Raw genomic sequence first — 19,083 nt, forward strand, 5'->3', positions numbered from 1 at the left:
TTCTCGATGATGTTTGCGGGTGTTAATGCACAATCTTTAAAATCGCCGGACGGAAAATTTGAAATGGATTTCCAGCTGAAGCAGGGCGTACCTTTCTATAACCTAAAATACAACGGAAAAACAATAGTTGAAGATTCAAAACTGGGATTGAGATTATTTAAAGATACTTCTATCAAATTTGCATCTGAAATTGCTAAACCCGAAGATGTAAAATTTGATCTTAATAACGGCTTTACGAAAGTTGACGAAAAACGTGATGCAAAAAATGAAACCTGGCAACCGATTTTAGGGGAGAAGAAAAATTATATTAACAACTATAATGAATTAGCAGTTACGCTGCACCAGGATACTACTGACAGGAATATTATCGTTAAGTTCAGACTTTTTAACGATGGATTGGGCTTCAGGTATGAATTTCCGCAGCAGAAAAACCTTAATTATTTCGTAATCCGTGAAGAAGATTCCGAGATTGATTTCCCAACCGACATGAAAGCCTGGTGGATCGTTGCCGATTATGATTCTCAGGAGTACCAATACCAGGAGACAAAACTTTCCGAGATCCCTGCAAGATGGCCGAAAGCGGCAGATGCCAATGCTTCGCAGACTTTGATAAAAAATGCAGTGCAGTCACCGGTAATGCTGAAGCAGGAAGGTAAAGAACCATTATATATTAACGTTGCAGAAGCGGCAGTTTTAGATTATCCGGCTTCTCATCTTGAAGTGGATGCGGTTAATTTTAAATTCAAAACACATCTTACTGCTGACAGGCAGGGAGCAAAAGGATATATTCAGACACCCTCCGTAACGCCTTGGAGAACCATTGTTGTGGCTCCGAAAGCAGAAGAAGTGATGGATTCAAAAATGCTTTTCAACCTTAACGAACCTACAAAATATACCGATACTTCTTACATTCATCCTACAAAGTACATGGGTGTATGGTGGGAAATGATCATCGGGAAATCACAATGGGCATATGGCCAACCGGAATCAAATGTCCGTATTGGAGTAACCGATTTTTCTAAATTAACGCCTAACGGAAAACATGCTGCCAACAATACAAAAGTTAAAGAATACATTGATTTTGCCGCAGAAAACGGTTTCCAGGGGCTTTTGATCGAAGGATGGAATATCGGCTGGGAAGACTGGTTTGGGCATTCAAAAGAATTTGTTTTCGATTTCATCACGCCTTACCCGGATTTTGATATCAAAATGTTGAATGAATACGCACATTCAAAAGGTATCAAGCTGATTATGCACCATGAAACTTCAGGTTCTGCAACGAACTATGAGAGATGGGCCGATAAAGCTTATCAGCTAATGAATAAATATGGCTACGATGCCGTGAAAACGGGATATGTAGGAGATATGATCCCACGAGGCGAGCATCATTATTCTCAGTGGACCATCAACCATTTCTACAGAATTGCAGAAAAGGCAAATGAGTACAAAATCATGGTTAACTCTCACGAATCCGTGCGACCTACCGGAGAAAGCCGCACCTACCCGAACTATATTTCTGCTGAAGCAGCACGTGGAACGGAATACGAAGCTTTCGGCGGAAATAACCCCGATCACCAAACCATTTTGCCGTTTACAAGATGGATGGGGGGGCTCGATGGACTATACACCGGGGATTTTCCAGACGAAATTGGATTACTATTTCCCGGGTGATAAGCGTTTTGTAAAGACGACTTTAGTAAAGCAGCTGGCTCTTTATGTGGTAATGTACATGCCCCTTCAGATGGCTGCCGACCTGCCTGAAAACTACAAAAAACACATGGATGCCTTCCAGTTTATCAAAGATGTAGCGGCAGATTGGGATGATACTAAAATTTTATCAGCTGAACCCGGAGATTATATCATCACCGCAAGAAAAGCAAAAGGTACTGAAAACTGGTTTGTAGGAGGGATTACGGATGAAAACAAACGTGATCATACCGTCGATTTCTCTTTCCTTGATAAAGGTAAGAAGTACGAAGCGACGATTTATGAAGACGGAAAAGATGCAGATTACATCGACAATCCTCAAAGCTATCACATTTATAAAAAACAGATTACGAGTAAGTCTAAGATCAATTTTAAAATGGCACGAAGCGGCGGTTTTGCAATTTCGATAAAACCATTGTAATATATTATCAACTTTGTCAAAGTTTAATCTTTGACAAAGTTTTTTTTATTTTTAGAAGCTTTTTCCCGCTTGGAATTTATGCTGAGCCTGCCGAAGTACTGTATCTTTTTCGTTGCGGCCGGAGCGAAGCGGAGGCCGTAACGAAAAAGGATGCCGTTTCTATCGGGGCTAATAATTACACACCATACAAACGAACCTTTCAAAGATGAACCTTTGTTAACGTTTTAAAAATCATAAAATGAAAAAAATATATACAATATTTGCTTTATCGGCAGCATCCGTTGCATTTTCACAAATTCAAAAAGTAGAACCGGCCTTTTGGTGGAAAGGAATGAAAAATCCTGAACTTCAGATCCTGGTTTACGGAAAAAATGTTGCCAATGACGAAATCGAAATTTCAGACGGAGTTCAGATCAAAGAGATTCAGAAAGTAGAAAATCCGAATTACGTTTTTATAACTGTAAATACCAATGAGATCACTGTTCCGAAGTTTAAGATAAATACTAGAAAAGGCAAAAAAATCTCCAGCTCTTACACCTACGAATTAAAGCAGAGAGAACCCAATTCTGCGGATAGAGAATCTTTTATGTCTAAGGATGTAATGTATCTGATTATGCCCGACCGTTTTGCCAATGGTGATGAGAAAAATGATTCAAGCCCGGACTTAACGGAAAAAGCAAACAGAAGCCTTCCCAACGGACGTCACGGCGGAGATTTGCGCGGAATTATCAACAATCTCGATTATATTCAGAATCTCGGGGCAACGGCAGTCTGGCTCACTCCGGTGAATGAAGACAATGAAAAAGTATATTCTTATCATGGCTATGCGCAGACCGATTTATATAAGATTGATGCCCGCTACGGAACCAATGAAGACTATCGTGAACTTTCCCAAAAATTAAACAAAAGGAACATGAAACTCGTGATGGATTATGTCACCAATCACTGGGGAGTTTCACACTGGATGATCAAAGATCTGCCGACAAAAGACTGGATTCATTGGTTTAGTAGCGGAGAAAATGGTTTTAAACGTTCCAATTACAAAACAACCACACAGTTTGATACCAATGCTTCCGATGTTGATAAAAAATTAGCGTTGGATGGTTGGTTTGATACAACAATGCCTGATATCAACCAAAAAAATCCTTTAGTTTTAAAATATCTTACCCAAAATGCCATTTGGTGGATTGAATATGCAGATTTGGGAGGCTTTCGTGTAGATACTTATCCTTACAACGATAAAGAGGCGATGGCTAAATGGGCTAAAGCAATTACCGATGAATATCCGAAATTTAATATCGTTGGAGAAACATGGCTGAATACAGCGGCATATATTTCGGCATGGCAGAAAGATTCAAAAACGGGTGAAGCGGCAAATTATAATTCCAATCTTCCGTCGGTGATGGATTTTATGTTGTACGGCGATATGCCGAAAGCATTAAAGGAAAAAGAAGGCTGGGACAGCGGAATGAATCGTATATACAACAGCCTGGCAAGTGATTTCCTTTACCCCGATATCAATAACGTAATGGTTTTCTTTGAAAATCATGATACCGAAAGATGGAATGAAATATTCAATAATGATCCAAAAGCTTATAAGTTAGGTTTAACAATGATCTCAACCGTTCGCGGAATTCCACAGATTTATTATGGCTCGGAAGTCGGAATGCGCGGTGATAAAAATAAAGGTGGCGATGCCGATATCCGGAGAGATTTTCCGGGTGGATGGAAGTCTGACAAAGTAAATGCTTTTAAACCTTCAGAACAGACTGCCGAACAAAAGGAATTTTATCAGTTTACTCAAAAAACTGTTGAACTGGAGGAAAGGAAAAGAAGTCATTCACACCGGAAAAACTAAAAATTTCGTCCCGCAGAACAATGTTTTTGTTTATTTTAGATATAACGAAAAGGAAAGCGTAATGGTTGTTTTAAATAACAATGAAAAAGAAGAAACATTGGATTTGAAGCATTTTGCTGAATCATTAAAAGGATTTTCAAAAGGAAAAGACATCATCTCCGATAAAGACTTTTCATTACAGAATAATCTCACCATACCCGCAAAAACTTCTATGGTTATTGAATTGAAGTAACTTAAAAATAAATTCATTCACCTTTGCTGAGTGAAACGCCTTTGTGAACTTAAAAACAGTTAGTAGTTAAGAAGAAAGCTTTGCGCTCCTTTGCGTTAAAAAATAAAATTTAAAGGTTTATAATTAAATATGAAAAAAACAACAATATTCTTTACTTTCATCATGTGTATATTGAGCTTTACGACCATTTCAGCTCAGAAAAAATTTGAAAAAGAAAAAGCAGAAATCGGGACAATGCTCGACGGATTCAACGTCGCAGCTGCAAAAGCAGATTTTACAACCTATTTCAATTATTTCGCAGATGAATCTACCTTCATCGGAACAGATGCAACGGAAGTCTGGGATAAAAAAGCTTTTATGATCTGGGCTAAACCTCATTTCGACAAAAAAAGAACATGGGATTTCACATCATTAAAAAGAAATATCTATTTCAGCAATGATGGAAAACTGGCGTGGTTCGATGAATTGCTCGATACTCAAATGAAGATCTGCCGCGGTTCCGGTGTGGTTGAAAAAATTAACGGACAATGGAAAGTAAAACAATACGTTCTTTCTGTAACGGTTCCCAATGAGATTGTAGATAAAGTGGTCGTTGAAAAAACTCCGATTGAAGATACTTTAATTAAACAATTAAAATCAAATTAACATAATGATGAAAAAAGTAAAGCCCAATCTGTCAATGCCTCAGATCATTAACATGAGCATGGGATTTTTGGGAATCCAGATGGCTTTTGGTTTACAAAATGGAAATGCAAGCCGGATTTTGGCAAACTTTGGAGCAGATGTTCATGAGTTGTCGTGGTTTTGGCTGGTGGCACCTGTAACAGGATTGATTGTACAGCCAATCATCGGTCACATGGGAGATAACACCTGGAGTCCGTTGGGAAGAAGAAAGCCTTATTTTTTAATAGGAGCGGTTTTATGCGCCATCGGATTGGTGATGCTTCCCAATGCAGCCTCTGTAACGCAGATGATAGCGGCAAATGTTTTGCTGATGGCCGTGATTTTCTTAGCAATGATGGATGCCTCTATAAATGTTGCCATGGAGCCTTTCCGTGCTTTGGTGGGAGATATGCTGCCGAAACATCAGGCAACGATAGGCTTTTCTGTTCAGACTATTTTAATAGGAATCGGAGCGGTAATTGGTTCAGATTTGCCAAACTGGCTTACAAAAATGGGAATTTCAAATGAAGCACCTGAAGGATTTGTGGCAGACAATGTGATTTATGCTTTCTACATTGGCGCAGCAGTGCTGATCTTATCGATTTTGTACACCATCACCACCACCAAAGAATACTCACCGGAAGAATTTGCTTCATTTGAAGGAGGAAAGGAAGTAGTAGAAAAAAAATCTAAACTTTCAGATATCTTTAAAGATTTTGCGAATGTACCTTCACAGATGAAAAAATTAGGAATTGTACAGTTCTTTTCCTGGTTCGCTTTGTTTACGATGTGGGTTTTTACAACGAGTGCTTTGGCGACACATCATTTTGGGCTTTCACCAGATAATACTCATTCTGCGGAATTTAATAAAGCTGGTGACTTAACAGGAAGTTTGTTCGGAAGTTATAATTTCTATGCCATTTTTTTTGCTTTTGCTTTAACGCCGATTGCAAAATTTATAGGTAAAAAACAAACGCACGCCTTAGCATTAGCTTGTGGAGGGTTAGGTTTAATCTCAATGTATTTCATTAAAGATATTCATCATCTTTGGATTTCAATGGTCGGACTGGGATTTGCCTGGGCAAGTATTTTAGCCATGCCTTACGCCATGCTAATCGATTCAATCCCACAAAAGAAAATGGGAGTCTATATGGGAATTTTCAACTTCTTTATTGTGATTCCTCAGATCATTAACGGGATTTTCGGAGGTCCGATTGTAAGTGGTGTATTTTGCAAAATGGCAATTGATTACATCGTAGTCGGTGGAATCTGTATGCTGTTGGGTGCTGTTTTAACAATGATTTTTATTAAATCAGAACATGATACCCCAAAGGAAATTGAAGAAGAAATTCAGCAGGTACATTTTTAAATTAAAAGAATTAAAATTAATAAAAAAAGCGGACTCTATAGTGTCCGCTTTTTTTTGAAAATAATCCAGAAAATTAGAATTCATGAGGAATATAGGAAATTTCATGTACAGTGTTATTTCTTGCATTAATTTCAAAAAGCCAGTTGACGAAATTACCATCAGGTCTTTTAGGTAATCCGACCTGATAAACAGGCGTTTCGTCATCTGAGTACATCTTACTGATATATACTTTTTTTGAAAAATTCATTGGAATCTTCTCCGGCTTCAAGTTTATTTTTTATCAGTTCTGCATTCTTTTTAAGTTGTGTATATTCTTCATTGGTTATTTTATTTTCATTTTTCTGTTTTTCAAGATACTCTAGCGCGGCATCATAAAAGTTTTTTGGGAGCTTTTTCAATAGCTGTTTTCTATCAATTCTGAAATCTTTTTTATAATTCTTTTCTGCAACCAGCGTACAATTTCTAAACATCTGGGCAAGGACAATATCATTTTTCTGATCCTTATTTTTTTCATAATAAGTGGCATATAGCCTTTTGTCTTTCGCAAGATACCTGATTGATAAATTTGTAATCAAATTTTCTACTTTTAAATCGAAATTATCTTTATTAGGGAAAAAGATTTCTTCCACAGGCTTTGTGTTTTGATAAATTGAATAGAGGTTGCCATTTGGGTCAGTCTTCATAAAAACATCTTTTCCTTCGTATTTTAAGAGTAGTCTCAGAGATTCAGGATTGGAATTCCCTACATTGTTAGAAATTTTAAAATAGTAGCTGTCATTTTTCAAATAAATATTATTACTATTCTTTTCAATTAATTTATTATACGCAGTATGTATATTTTGATATTTGGTCATAAGTGAGTCTCCGTTTATACAGCTTTTAAGTGGTTTTTGCTGACCATAACAGCAAATTGAAAAGAGAAGAAATAACGATATAATATTTTTCATAATTATTAAATTGCTGGTAAGATATAAAATTTTATGATTTGAATAAAGTAAATGTATCTTCTGACTGTTTATATATTTTCTTTCTTATCCTATATCAACAGTTTTAGACAACGATATAATGTACATTTGTACCATAAATAATCACAATATGAAAACAGTATATCATAAATCAGATACAAGAGGTCACGCCAATCATGGCTGGCTGAATTCTTATCATACATTCAGTTTTGCAAACTATCAAAACAATGAAAGAACCCATTTCGGAGTTCTCAGAGTGCTGAATGACGACACCGTTTCTCAGGGAATGGGATTCGGAACACATCCGCACAAAAACATGGAAATCATTTCAATCCCGCTGGAAGGTGATCTGGAGCATAAGGATTCCATGGGAACTACAGCTGTTATCAGAAAGGGAGAGATCCAGGTGATGAGTGCCGGAACCGGTGTAATGCACAGCGAATACAATAAAAATAAGGATGAAGAAGTAAAATTTTTACAGATCTGGGTATTTCCAAGAGAAGTTGATGTTGAACCGAGGTATGATCAGAAAAGCATTAAAGAAGGTGAAAAAATAAATGGATTTCAGCAAATTTTATCACCGGATAAAAACGACGACGGAGTCTGGATTCATCAGGATGCTTGGTTCAACCTGGCAAACTTTACCAAAGGCAACGGTAAAAATTATATGCTTCATAAAAAAGGAAACGGGGTGTATGCATTTGTTTTAAAAGGAAGCGCAAAAATTGGCGACAGGATTTTAAATGAAAGAGATGGTCTGGGAATCTGGGATACCCAAAGTTTCAACATTGAAGCCGTTGAAGATACCGAAATTCTTTTAATGGAAGTTCCGATGGACTTGCCATCTTACCTTAAATAATATTAAATTTGTAAACTTAAATAAAAACAATGAAAATTTTAGCCATAGCCGGAAGCAATTCCGATACATCGATCAACAAACTTTTAGTTTCTTATGCAGCTTCACTCATTCAGAATGCAGAAGTGGAAATCATAGATATGAATCAATTTGAAATGCCGATCTATAAACATCAGCGTGAAGTAGAAAATGGCGTGCCTCAACAGGCAGCAGATTTTGCTTCAAAAATTGATGCTGCAGATATACTTTTGGTTTCTCTTTCCGAGCACAACGGAACGTATTCCACAGCTTTCAAAAATGTATTCGACTGGACTTCCAGAATCAAAGACAGAGCAGTTTGGAATGAAAAACCAATGTTATTGATGGCAACAGCTCCCGGAGCAAGAGGAGGATTGGGTGTTTTAGAAGCGGCAGCAAAACGTTTTCCACTTCACGGCGGAAATATCGTCGATACTTTTACGCTTCCTTTCTTTAATGATAATTTTGACAAATCGGCTCAGAAAATTTCTAATGAAGAGAAAGACAGCGAATTGAAGGAAAAGATTGCAAAAATTTCGGCAGTAGAAATTATCCTTGAAAAATAGATTTGAATATTAATTTAAAATTAATATCTTTGCAAAAAGAAAAAAAGATGAATATTCAGACCACTTTTAAAGAATGTTTCTCCAAGAAAGGGAATATTGTGGGCTCTGAAATTCTGAGATAATACAACGCCGATAATCTACTAAGATTGTCGGCTTTTTTTATTTTCGAAATTAAGACTTAAACATAGAAATAAATTGTGCCAGTTTAGCACATTAACAATTAAAAGCATTGTTAAATTGTTAAACTGATACACTCTTACATTAATAATATGAGCAACACGTACAAATCAGCAGGAGTAGACAAAGAAGAAGGATACAAAACCGTTGACAAGATCAAGAAAGCGGTTGGCGAAACCCATAATTCCAATGTACTGAACCATTTGGGAAGTTTTGGTGCTTTTTATGAAATCGGAGGATACAAAAATCCTGTGTTGGTTTCCGGAACCGATGGGGTAGGAACAAAGCTGAAAGTAGCTTTAGACTCAAAAAAATACGATTCGATCGGGGTAGATTGCTTCGCCATGTGTGCCAATGATATTCTTTGCCACGGTGCAAAACCATTATTTTTCCTGGATTATTTAGCTTGTGGTAAACTGGATTCTGAAATCGCCGCAGAAATCGTCTTAGGAATGGTGGAAGCCTGTAAAGACAACAATTGCGCATTGATCGGTGGAGAAACAGCTGAAATGCCGGGAATGTACCAGCCCGGAGATTATGATGTTGCAGGATTTTGCGTCGGAATTGTTGAAAAAGATCAGATTATTGACGGTTCAGGAATTAAAGCAGGAAACAAAATTATTGCATTGCCAAGTTCAGGATTTCATTCCAACGGATTTTCACTGGTGAGAAAAGTTTTTACTGATTTCAATGAAGAATTTGAAGGGAAGCCTTTATATGAAACACTTTTAGTTCCTACAAGATTGTATTACAAAGATATCCATAAAGTTCTTGAAGAAGTAAAAGTTTGCGGAATTGCCCACATCACCGGAGGTGGATTATATGAAAATGTTCCTAGAATCATTCCTGAAGGCTTGTGTGCTTCTATTGACGCATCAAAAATCAATATTCCTTCGATCATGGTTGAATTGGAAAAAAGAGGAGGTGTGGCTCACGAAGAGATGTTCGGAACATTCAATATGGGTGTCGGAATGATCGTTGTGGTAGATGCAGAACACGCAGAAAAAGTATTACACCTTTTGGACGATGCGTACGAAATCGGAGAAATTACAGAAGGAAACGAAAAGATAAACTTATCATTTTAATGTACCAATATAACAATGTAATATTTTACCAATTTTAATGAATTGTTATATTGTTAAACTGATACATTGTTACATTAATCTATGAAAAACTTAGTTATACTCGTTTCAGGCTCAGGAACCAATCTTCAGCGAATCATCGATACTATTGATAACGGAGAAATCCCGAATGCAAAAATATCGTTGGTAGTGGCCGACAGAGAGTGCTACGGACTTGAAAGAGCAAAAAATCATAATATAGACAACGTTCTGATTCCGAGAGGAAAAAACTTCAGCAGTGAATTGAGCAAAGTCATTCCTGGAAATACAGACTTAATCGTTTTAGCAGGGTTTTTATCCATTCTGAAACCTGAATTCTGTGAAAACTGGAACGGTAAAATAATCAACATTCATCCGGCTTTGCTTCCGAAATTCGGAGGAAAAGGAATGTGGGGACATCATGTTCACAACGCGGTGATTGAAGCAAAGGAAAAAGAAAGCGGGGCTACTGTACATTTCGTAACATCAGGAATTGATGAAGGGGAAGCCATTCTTCAGAAATCATTCCAGATTACAGAAAATGATACTCCTGAAACGGTAGCGGAAAAAGTTCATTTAATTGAATACGAAATTTTCCCAAAAGCTATAAACAAAGTATTAAATAATGTACCAATCTAGTAATGTACCAATTTACCAATCTAAATGATTGTTACATTGTTATACTGATACATTATTACATTAATACAAAACACATTTAGATTTAAATATTTCGAAAAACAAGAAAAATCTAAGTAAAAATAATAGACCGGAGGTGAAAGACCCGGTCGACAGTTTGAAATAGCTGTAAAAAGTAAATTGAAAGTAAAAGTTTTTGATCAAAAGAGTCCTGAAAGGACGATTTAAATCAGGATAGGATAAAAATCCTATCAAAAAGAAAAAATTTAAAGTAAGATGAGCAAAAAAAGAGTTTTAATCAGTGTTTCTGACAAAAGCGGATTGATAGAATTCGCACAGTTTTTGGAAGCCCAAAATTACGAATTGATTTCTACAGGAGGGACATTCAAACACCTGAAAGACGCTGGTTTAAATCCGATTCAGATTGATGAGGTTACCGATTTTCCTGAAATGTTGGATGGAAGAGTGAAAACATTACACCCGAAAGTTCATGGCGGATTGTTGGCCGTTCGTTCCAATGAAGAGCACATGAATACCGTTCAGCAACACGGAATTGGACTGATTGACATGGTAATCGTAAATCTTTATCCTTTCTTTGAAAATGTAAACAAAGACATTTCTCTTCACGAAAAGGTGGAATTCATCGACATCGGAGGTCCTTCAATGCTTCGTTCTGCTGCTAAAAATTTTGATTCTGTGACGGTAATTACTGACGTTGAAGATTATGCAACCGTGAAAATCGAAATGGAGCAAAACGGTGATACCTATATCGAAACCCGTAAAAAATTAGCAGGAAAAGTATTCAACCTTACTTCTGCCTATGATGCAGCGATTTCAAGAATGCTTTTAGAAGAAGATTATCCGACTTATTTAAATGCCTCTTACAAAAAAGTTTCTGATCTTAGATATGGTGAAAACCCACATCAGACAGCTGCTTACTACGTTTCTACTTTCGAAAACGGTGCTATGAAAGATTTCGAACAATTGGGAGGTAAAGAATTATCTTTCAATAATCTTCGTGATATGGATCTTTGCTGGAAAGTGGTAACAGAATTCAAAGAAGAAATGGCTTGTTGCGCCGTAAAACACTCTACACCTTGTGGCGTTGCGATCGGAACTTCAGCGTTGGAAACCTATCAGAAAACTTTCGAGTGCGACCCTGTTTCTATCTTTGGCGGAATTGTTGCAATGAACTACAAAATCGATGCAGCAACAGCGGAGGAATTAAACAAAACATTCCTTGAAATTGTTATGGCTCCTGAATTTGATGAAGAAGCCTTAGAAATTTTAAGAAAGAAGAAAAATCTGAGAATTATAAAAATCGTAAATCCGGTTTCTGACAAGCAAACTTGGGTGAAGATTGACGGAGGAATTTTAGTTCAGGATAATGACAGCATTTTCTCAGATGATATCAAAGTCGTTACTGAAACTCAGCCTACGGAAGAGCAGAAAAAAGCGTTATTGTTCTCTCAGAGAGTAGTGAAATATGTAAAATCCAACGCGATTGTAGTTTCCAACGGAATTCAGGCTTTTGGAATCGGAGGCGGACAGGTAAACAGAATCTGGGCTACCCAACAGGCGATCGAAAGAGCTAAAGAAAAGTTCTCAGGAGAATTGGTATTGGCTTCAGATGCATTTTTCCCTTTCCGTGATGTGGTAGATTTCTGCGCTCAGGAAGGAATTACGGCGATCATCCAACCCGGCGGAAGCGTAAAAGATCAGGACAGTATTGACGCTGCCAACGAGCACAATATTCCGATGATGTTTACCGGGATCAGACATTTTTTACATTAATTGTAAAGCAATTAGCTATCGGCTATTGGCTATTAGCTAAAATTATATTTTGAGATTGTATTTATAGCATTCAAAATTATATATTTGTAAATTATAGACTAGATAATTAAATAAAGTATGAGAATATTAATCATAGGTGAAGGTGGAAGAGAATCTGCTTTGGCAGCAAAACTTCAGAATGATCCGAGAATTACTAAGATGTTTTTCGCCAACGGAAACGCTACCACTGATGTAATAGGAAAAAATGTTCATTTATCAGAGATTAAAGAACTTAGAGATTTTGCAATCAAGGAAAAGGTAGATTTAACGATCGTTGGCCCAGAAGCACCACTTGTAGCTGGTTTGAAGGACGAATTCAAAAAGCACGACCTTAAAGTTTTCGGACCAAACCAAAAGGTGGCAAGCCTGGAAGGGAGTAAAGCTTTCTCTAAGAAATTTATGCAGACCTATGATATCAAAACAGCAAAAGCTGTAGTTTTTGATTCATACAATGACGCTAAAGAATACGTTCAGAAACAGGAATATCCTTTGGTTATAAAAGCCAGTGGATTGGCCGGAGGAAAAGGTGTTGTGATCTGCGATACACTGGAAGAAGCTGAAGCTACCATCCATGATTTCATGATCAGAAGAATATATGGCGATGCAGGAATCCGTTTGGTGATCGAAGAATACTTACAAGGTTTTGAGGCATCTATTATTGCCTTCTCAAACGGTAATAAACTTTTCCCTTGTGTTGCTGCAAAAGATTATAAAAAAGCAGGAAATGGCGATACAGGACCAAACACAGGAGGTATGGGATCTGTCGCTCCAAGTCCGGAATTTACCCAGGAACATTACGAAGACTTTGAGAAAAATATCCTTGAACCGACTGTCAACGGACTTAAAGCGGAAGGTTTTGGTTTTAAAGGAATCATTTTCTTCGGATTAATGGTGACCAAGAACGGAACTTATCTTCTTGAATACAACATGAGATTCGGAGATCCTGAAACTCAGGTATTGATGGCCTTAATGGAAAATAATCTTCTTGATGTTATCCAGGATTGTATGGAAGGAAAAGATATCGAGCTTAAATTTAAAGACGAAAAAGCAATTTGTCTGGTAATGTGTTCAGGGGGATATCCAAGAAACATCGAAACAGGTTTCGAAATCGTGGGAGAAGATAAAGTAAAACAAAGCAAGCTGTTATATGCAGGAGCCATTACAAAAGGAGATAAAGTAGTTTCAAACGGCGGCAGAGTGCTGAACATCGTAGCCACTGGAGCCACGTACGAAGATGCCCGCAAGAAAGTTTACGAAGATGCAAGTCATGTACATTTCGATTACGGCTTCTACAGAGAAGACATCGGAAAGTTCTAACATAAATCACGAAAAAGATTTGGAGAAATCCAGGTCTTTTTTTTGTAAAGGTTCCATCAATAGGATCGGGCTTTAGCCCGATAAATGAAAAAAGAAATCAATTTGGCTTTAGCCAAAACTTAAATAAAGAGTTCAAGAGAGCCCTGAAAGGGCGAAACCATAATAGCCTCGGGTGAAACCCGGAGGGAATTAATCAGAATCATCATTCATCAATTATAAAAAATGAACAACGGTATTATCATATTAGATTTCGGATCACAGTACAACCAGCTTATCGGAAGAAGAATTCGTGAGATGGGTGTGTATTCGGAAATTTTACCTTTCAATACACCATTACAAACAATTTTAGAAAAGCAGCCAAAAGGAATTATCCTTTCAGGAGGGCCAAGCTCTGTCAATGCAGAAAATGCCCATCTTGTTGAAAAAGAGTTGTATGAACAAGGAATTCCTGTGTTGGGAATCTGTTACGGAATGCAGTTGACTGCTCATCTTTTAGGTGGAAAAGTTCATAAAGGTGTAAAAGGAGAGTACGGAAAAGCTCACCTTGAAATCGTAAAAGAAAGTTCTTTATTAAAAGGTGTAACTAATAATTCTATCGTTTGGATGAGTCATTTTGACGAAGTGGGACAGCTGCCTCCGGGGTTTGAGTTAAATGCTCAGTCGGGTGTAGTGGCCTCCATGTCAAATGAAGATAAGAAAATCTATTGCGTGCAATTCCATCCTGAAGTTTCCCACACGGAAGAAGGCGGAAAAATGCTGGAGAATTTCGTATTCGGAATCTGTAATGCAGAGAAAAACTGGAAGCTGACAAACTATATCGATAAAACAATAACAGAAATCCGCGAAAGAGTAGGAGATCAGAAAGTGATCTTAGGACTTTCCGGTGGAGTAGATTCCTCTGTTGCTGCAGTTTTGATTCACAGGGCAATCGGTGATCAGCTGACTTGTATTTTCGTAGATACAGGTCTTTTGAGAAAAGATGAAGGCAAAAAAGTAATGGATAATTATGGAGAACATTTCCATATGAACATTAAACTGGTTGATGCTAAAGAAAGATTTTTATCAAAATTAGCCGGAGTTGATGATCCGGAAGCAAAAAGAAAGATCATCGGAAACGAATTCATCCATGTTTTTGATGAAGAATCTCACAAAATTGAAGGGGCAAAATTCTTGGCACAAGGAACAATTTATCCTGATGTTATTGAAAGCCAGTCTGTAAACGGTCCTTCGGCCGTCATCAAATCTCACCATAATGTAGGTGGACTTCCTGAAGAAATGGAGTTTGAATTGCTGGAGCCTTTAAGAGAATTGTTTAAAGATGAAGTAAGAAAAGTAGGTGAAGAGCTGGGAATTCCTCATCATTTGGTGCACAGACATCCTTTCCCGGGTCCTGGTTTGGGGATCAGAGTGTTGGGGGCTGTTGACGCGGAGAAAGTGAGAATCCTTCAGGAAGCGGATGATATTTTCATTGAAGAATTATATAAAAATGATTTGTATGAGAAAGTTTCTCAGGCGTTCGTAGTGCTTCTTCCGGTAAAATCGGTCGGGGTAATGGGAGATGAGAGAACGTACGAATATACAGCAGTTGTCCGTTCTGCCAACACCATCGACTTCATGACAGCAACGTGGAGCAGACTTCCTTACGAGTTTTTAGATACCGTTTCAAGCAGAATCATCAACGAAGTAAGAGGAATCAACAGAGTAGCATATGATATTTCAAGCAAACCGCCTGCAACTATTGAGTGGGAATAATTTTGACTTGAATTTTAGATATAAATCCTGCCTTCGGGCGGGATTTTTTGGTTTACCAATCTTGCCTTAGAGCTATTCCTGCGCTTAGGAAATAAAGTAATACTATAAAAAGTAAACTGTTTAAAATATATAATATTATTCGGTTATTATTTTGGCAGATGATATAAAAATTAAGGATTAGAACTAACAAAATAACAGGGATGAATTCAAGAAAAAAACCTGCTTGAAAATACATTGATAATAACAAATATATCAATGCTGCAAATAAATTAATAACCGAAATTCTTTTCATCTTTTTAGTTAGATTAATATTGCTTCAATGAAAAAATAATCAACAGCATATTTAAAAAGATTAATAAACAATAAAGAGCTTTGAATATCCAATGATTATGGAAAATAATATAACTTATGCCCATTGATCCTATTAAATATAGATAAGTAAAAGTTTTTATATCATTAGTCCTTATTTCTGAAACAGACAGTAAATTGAAATTATGTGTTAAATTAATTATCGAATTGGAATAAAATATTCTTGAAGCAAAAATAATTAGCAAAGTGATATATTGAATTATTGGAAATGTTTTCATGGCTTTTTAGCAATATCTTTTAAATTTTTTAAACTGTGTTTGTCTAATTTTTCCCTAAATTTAAATAAAATTACATCAAATGCAAATAGAAACAAGACCGCTGACTGTTCAGGATTATGAAGAATTGGTTGTTACAATGAAACGGGCCTATCCCCAAATGTCAGAATCAATATGGTCTAGAAAAAGTATAGAAAAACTAACAGGAATATTTCCTAAAGGACAGATATGTATCACTGTAGATGGTAAATTAGCTGCGGTGGCACTCTCAATTATAGTTAATTACAATGAATTCGGAGACGATCACACATACAGTGATATCACAGGAAATTATACATTTAATACCCATTCTTCTACCGGTGATGTTTTATATGGAATTGAAGTTTTTGTAGACCCCGAGTTTCGGGAATTGAGATTGGGCAGAAGATTATATGATGCCAGAAAAGAACTGTGTGAATTATTAAACTTAAAATCAATCATTCTCGGTGGCAGAATCCCGAATTATCATAAACACAGCGAACTATCGCCGAGAGAATATATCAGGAGAGTGCGTGATAAAGAAATCTATGATCCTGTTTTATCCTTTCAGTTATCCAATAACTTTTTACCGATCAGGGTTTTAAAAAAATATTTACCAGAAGACGAATCTTCAAAAGAAAATGCAGTTCTGCTACAATGGAACAACATCTATTACAGCAAAAAACCGAATACGATGCAGGATAGCATCATCCGCCTTGGTCTTGTTCAGTGGCAAATGAGACATTTTAAGGATATTGATGCTTTCTACGAACAGGTAGAATTTTTTGTAGATGTGATGGGCGATTACAAAGCAGATTTCGTGCTGTTCCCGGAACTGTTCAATACCCCTTTATTAGCGCCCTTCAACAAGCTTTCCGAAAGAGACAGTATGATTGAGCTGGCTAAGCTGACAGATGAAATAAAGATGAGAATTTCAGATTTGGCGATCAGTTATAATGTCAATATCATTTCAGGCAGTATGCCGATTTTTGAAAATAATGATCTGTATAATGTAAGTTACCTCCTTCATAGAGATGGAAGAGTCGATGAATACCGTAAAATTCACATCACGCCAAACGAGAAAAAATATTACGGTATGAAAGGAGGAAGCGAAATCCGTGTTTTTGATACCGACTGCGGGAAAATCGGATTAGTGATTTGCTATGATGTTGAGTTTCCTGAGCTTCCGAGAATTCTTGCAGATCAGGGGATGAAGATTCTTTTTGTTCCTTACCTTACCGACACGCAGAATGCTTACATGAGAGTGCGTCACTGCGCCGCTGCACGAGCAATTGAAAATGAATGCTATGTTGCTATAGCGGGTTGTGTAGGCAATCTTCCGGGAGTCAATAATATGGATATTCAGTTTGGCCAGGCTGCTGTTTTCACGCCATCAGATTTTGCATTTCCGTCAAATGCCGTAAAAGGAGAAGCAACCCCCAATACCGAAATGACCCTGATCGTCGATGTGGATCTGAACTTACTCAAAGACCTTCATCATCACGGCTCCGTTCAGGTCATGAAAGACCGCAGAAAAGATCTTTATGAAACATATTTAAAGTAAATTGTAATCTAACCGATAAATAAACTTCCTTTTTGAGAGGTTTATTTTTTGTTTCAGATCCGATACTTATCTGGAAGATAGTCTATGTTAAAAATTAAATTCTAATCATTGATTAGATCATGTATGAAGCTGATAATTAATAGCATTAGAATACTTTAATGCATCTCATTACAAATAGTTTTCTTCAATAAAAACTTGAAATATCATCCAGTAAATGTTACAAGAAAATTGTTTTGTCGTTGATATTAAATATCAATACTTTAAACATATTGCATTATTGTTACAATTTGACTAAATTTGTCGGAATACCAGTCATAAGAGAACTGATATTATGCCAAATCGTATTTTATAGAACTTAGTAAGTCGTTGATAATAAGTATGAAAAAAGTAAAATATTCCCCTTTAAGAGATAAAATATTTGTATTGCTTATGAGTTCTGTTTCAGCTGAAAATTGATAGCTGATGAAACGATTCTGCAATTTTTACCACAACGATAGAATTTCCATGTTAACAATATTTCATAAATATTTAGGATAAAATTTTTCTTAGCTCAATCTAAGGTTGACTTTATAAAAGTTTATGAATGTTTAAAAATCAGCGAATTAAAAATAACCATACATTATATATAGTAAACAGAGATGAAATTTGACTATAAAGAAATACATATCGGAAGTATCATACAGACACGTGTAGCCGATACCTCAATAGAATTAGAGAGAATCTGCAAATTCATGAAATCTACAAAAGCACAGATTAATGAAATGTATGCCTCTAAAAGTCTTGATACTGATGTGCTTATGAGGTGGAGTAAACTTCTGGAATATGATTTTTTTCAGGATATATTCCCAGCATCTTATTCTCTATGCACCACCTTCTAAAGTTGATAAAACAGAAGAAAAAAAATCAATGCTGCCAAACTTCCGTAAAAGTATTTATACAAGAGAAGTTATTGATTTTATTGTTGAACTCATAGAAAATGAGGAAAAAACAATGCCGCAGATTGTAAAGGAATATAGAATCCCGAAATCTACCCTGCATAGGTGGACTAAAAAATATGGTAAATCTGAATAATAATTAATTATGAAAAAAAATACTTCACAGCCTGATTTTAGAAGGATTTATACTGATATTCTCAATAAAAAGTTTCCTGAAAAAAAGAGCGAATGTGAAAAGATTTTAAATAAAAAAAGTCTTTACTGAGCTGGATGTGATAGCGATTAACAACATCATTTTTCCTCCGTCTACGAAGGATATTACAAAATCTAATCAGCAACACCGATCATACAGCAAATCAACCATTATTAAAATTCTGGAATTTCAGAAGCAGCACGGCTTAAATAATACCAAGCTTGCTTTACATTACAAGCTGAGCCGTAATACTGTTTCAAAATGGAAAAAGCTTTTTGTTGTATAAATTTGCATACAATTAGGGAACGCTTTTTGAAAT

General features: G+C 36.4%; 16 protein-coding genes and 2 pseudogenes. 16 read left to right on the forward strand and 2 right to left on the reverse strand.

Annotated elements, in window-relative coordinates; all coding sequences use genetic code 11:
* Nucleotides 1–63 precede the first annotated feature (63 nt).
* From AAHI02_RS00105 to AAHI02_RS00125, 5 genes and pseudogenes are all read left to right on the forward strand, one after another.
* Nucleotides 64–1,747 (forward strand): annotated as a pseudogene (locus AAHI02_RS00105) (glycoside hydrolase family 97 catalytic domain-containing protein); the annotation flags it as partial.
* Between the two features lie 30 nt (nt 1,748–1,777).
* Nucleotides 1,778–2,128, forward strand: coding sequence for a glycoside hydrolase family 97 C-terminal domain-containing protein (locus AAHI02_RS00110; protein WP_346986649.1), 351 nt, complete (start codon nt 1,778–1,780; stop codon nt 2,126–2,128).
* A 238-nt stretch (nt 2,129–2,366) separates the two neighbouring features.
* Nucleotides 2,367–4,218, forward strand: a pseudogene (locus AAHI02_RS00115) (glycoside hydrolase family 13 protein).
* 129 nt (nt 4,219–4,347) lie between these two features.
* Nucleotides 4,348–4,863 (forward strand): nuclear transport factor 2 family protein, encoded by a 516-nt coding sequence (locus AAHI02_RS00120; protein WP_346984867.1) that lies wholly within the window; start codon nt 4,348–4,350, stop codon nt 4,861–4,863.
* 4 nt (nt 4,864–4,867) lie between these two features.
* Nucleotides 4,868–6,250, forward strand: a complete 1,383-nt coding sequence (locus tag AAHI02_RS00125) for an MFS transporter (RefSeq protein ID WP_346984868.1) — start codon at nt 4,868–4,870, stop codon at nt 6,248–6,250.
* Between the two features lie 73 nt (nt 6,251–6,323).
* On the opposite strand, the gene AAHI02_RS00130 is transcribed toward AAHI02_RS00125, so the two are convergent.
* Both AAHI02_RS00130 and AAHI02_RS00135 read right to left on the reverse strand, forming a co-directional pair.
* Nucleotides 6,324–6,497 (reverse strand): hypothetical protein, encoded by a 174-nt coding sequence (locus AAHI02_RS00130; RefSeq protein ID WP_346984869.1) that lies wholly within the window; start codon nt 6,495–6,497, stop codon nt 6,324–6,326.
* Nucleotides 6,466–7,104 carry a hypothetical protein gene (locus AAHI02_RS00135; protein WP_346984870.1) on the reverse strand — a complete coding sequence of 213 codons (639 nt, stop codon included), beginning with the start codon at nt 7,102–7,104 and terminating at the stop codon, nt 6,466–6,468. Before AAHI02_RS00135 ends, AAHI02_RS00130 begins: the two co-directional genes overlap by 32 nt.
* 241 nt (nt 7,105–7,345) lie before the next feature.
* Between AAHI02_RS00135 and AAHI02_RS00140 the strand changes: the two genes are divergently transcribed.
* The 11 genes from AAHI02_RS00140 to AAHI02_RS00190 all read left to right on the forward strand — a co-directional run bounded on the left by AAHI02_RS00140 (nt 7,346) and on the right by AAHI02_RS00190 (nt 19,050).
* Nucleotides 7,346–8,074, forward strand: a complete 729-nt coding sequence (locus AAHI02_RS00140) for a pirin family protein (RefSeq protein ID WP_346984871.1) — start codon at nt 7,346–7,348, stop codon at nt 8,072–8,074.
* Nucleotides 8,075–8,103: 29 nt separating this feature from the next.
* The gene (locus AAHI02_RS00145; protein WP_346984872.1) at nt 8,104–8,655 is read left to right on the forward strand and encodes an NAD(P)H-dependent oxidoreductase; all 552 of its coding nucleotides are present in this window, start codon (nt 8,104–8,106) and stop codon (nt 8,653–8,655) included.
* A 269-nt stretch (nt 8,656–8,924) separates the two neighbouring features.
* Nucleotides 8,925–9,917, forward strand: coding sequence for a phosphoribosylformylglycinamidine cyclo-ligase (gene purM, locus AAHI02_RS00150; protein ID WP_346984873.1), 993 nt, complete (start codon nt 8,925–8,927; stop codon nt 9,915–9,917).
* A gap of 81 nt (nt 9,918–9,998) precedes the next feature.
* The gene (gene purN / locus AAHI02_RS00155; protein WP_346984874.1) at nt 9,999–10,571 is read left to right on the forward strand and encodes a phosphoribosylglycinamide formyltransferase; all 573 of its coding nucleotides are present in this window, start codon (nt 9,999–10,001) and stop codon (nt 10,569–10,571) included.
* A 273-nt stretch (nt 10,572–10,844) separates the two neighbouring features.
* Nucleotides 10,845–12,362: a bifunctional phosphoribosylaminoimidazolecarboxamide formyltransferase/IMP cyclohydrolase gene (gene purH, locus AAHI02_RS00160; protein ID WP_346984875.1), complete on the forward strand. Its 1,518-nt coding sequence runs from the start codon at nt 10,845–10,847 to the stop codon at nt 12,360–12,362.
* 117 nt (nt 12,363–12,479) lie between these two features.
* Nucleotides 12,480–13,718 (forward strand): phosphoribosylamine--glycine ligase, encoded by a 1,239-nt coding sequence (purD, locus tag AAHI02_RS00165; RefSeq protein ID WP_346984876.1) that lies wholly within the window; start codon nt 12,480–12,482, stop codon nt 13,716–13,718.
* A 222-nt stretch (nt 13,719–13,940) separates the two neighbouring features.
* Nucleotides 13,941–15,470, forward strand: a complete 1,530-nt coding sequence (gene guaA / locus AAHI02_RS00170; protein ID WP_346984877.1) for a glutamine-hydrolyzing GMP synthase — start codon at nt 13,941–13,943, stop codon at nt 15,468–15,470.
* Between the two features lie 666 nt (nt 15,471–16,136).
* Entirely contained in the window at nt 16,137–17,636 is a 1,500-nt protein-coding gene (locus AAHI02_RS00175) for a carbon-nitrogen hydrolase family protein (RefSeq protein ID WP_346984878.1), read from the forward strand.
* Nucleotides 17,637–18,274: 638 nt separating this feature from the next.
* Nucleotides 18,275–18,514: a hypothetical protein gene (locus AAHI02_RS00180; protein ID WP_346984879.1), complete on the forward strand. Its 240-nt coding sequence runs from the start codon at nt 18,275–18,277 to the stop codon at nt 18,512–18,514.
* A gap of 28 nt (nt 18,515–18,542) precedes the next feature.
* Nucleotides 18,543–18,707, forward strand: coding sequence for a hypothetical protein (locus tag AAHI02_RS00185; protein ID WP_346984880.1), 165 nt, complete (start codon nt 18,543–18,545; stop codon nt 18,705–18,707).
* A 136-nt stretch (nt 18,708–18,843) separates the two neighbouring features.
* Nucleotides 18,844–19,050 (forward strand): hypothetical protein, encoded by a 207-nt coding sequence (locus tag AAHI02_RS00190; protein ID WP_346984881.1) that lies wholly within the window; start codon nt 18,844–18,846, stop codon nt 19,048–19,050.
* The last annotated feature ends 33 nt before the right edge of the window (nt 19,051–19,083 follow it).

This window comes from Chryseobacterium sp. POE27 (assembly GCF_039727685.1).
Classification (GTDB): Bacteria; Bacteroidota; Bacteroidia; order Flavobacteriales; family Weeksellaceae; genus Chryseobacterium.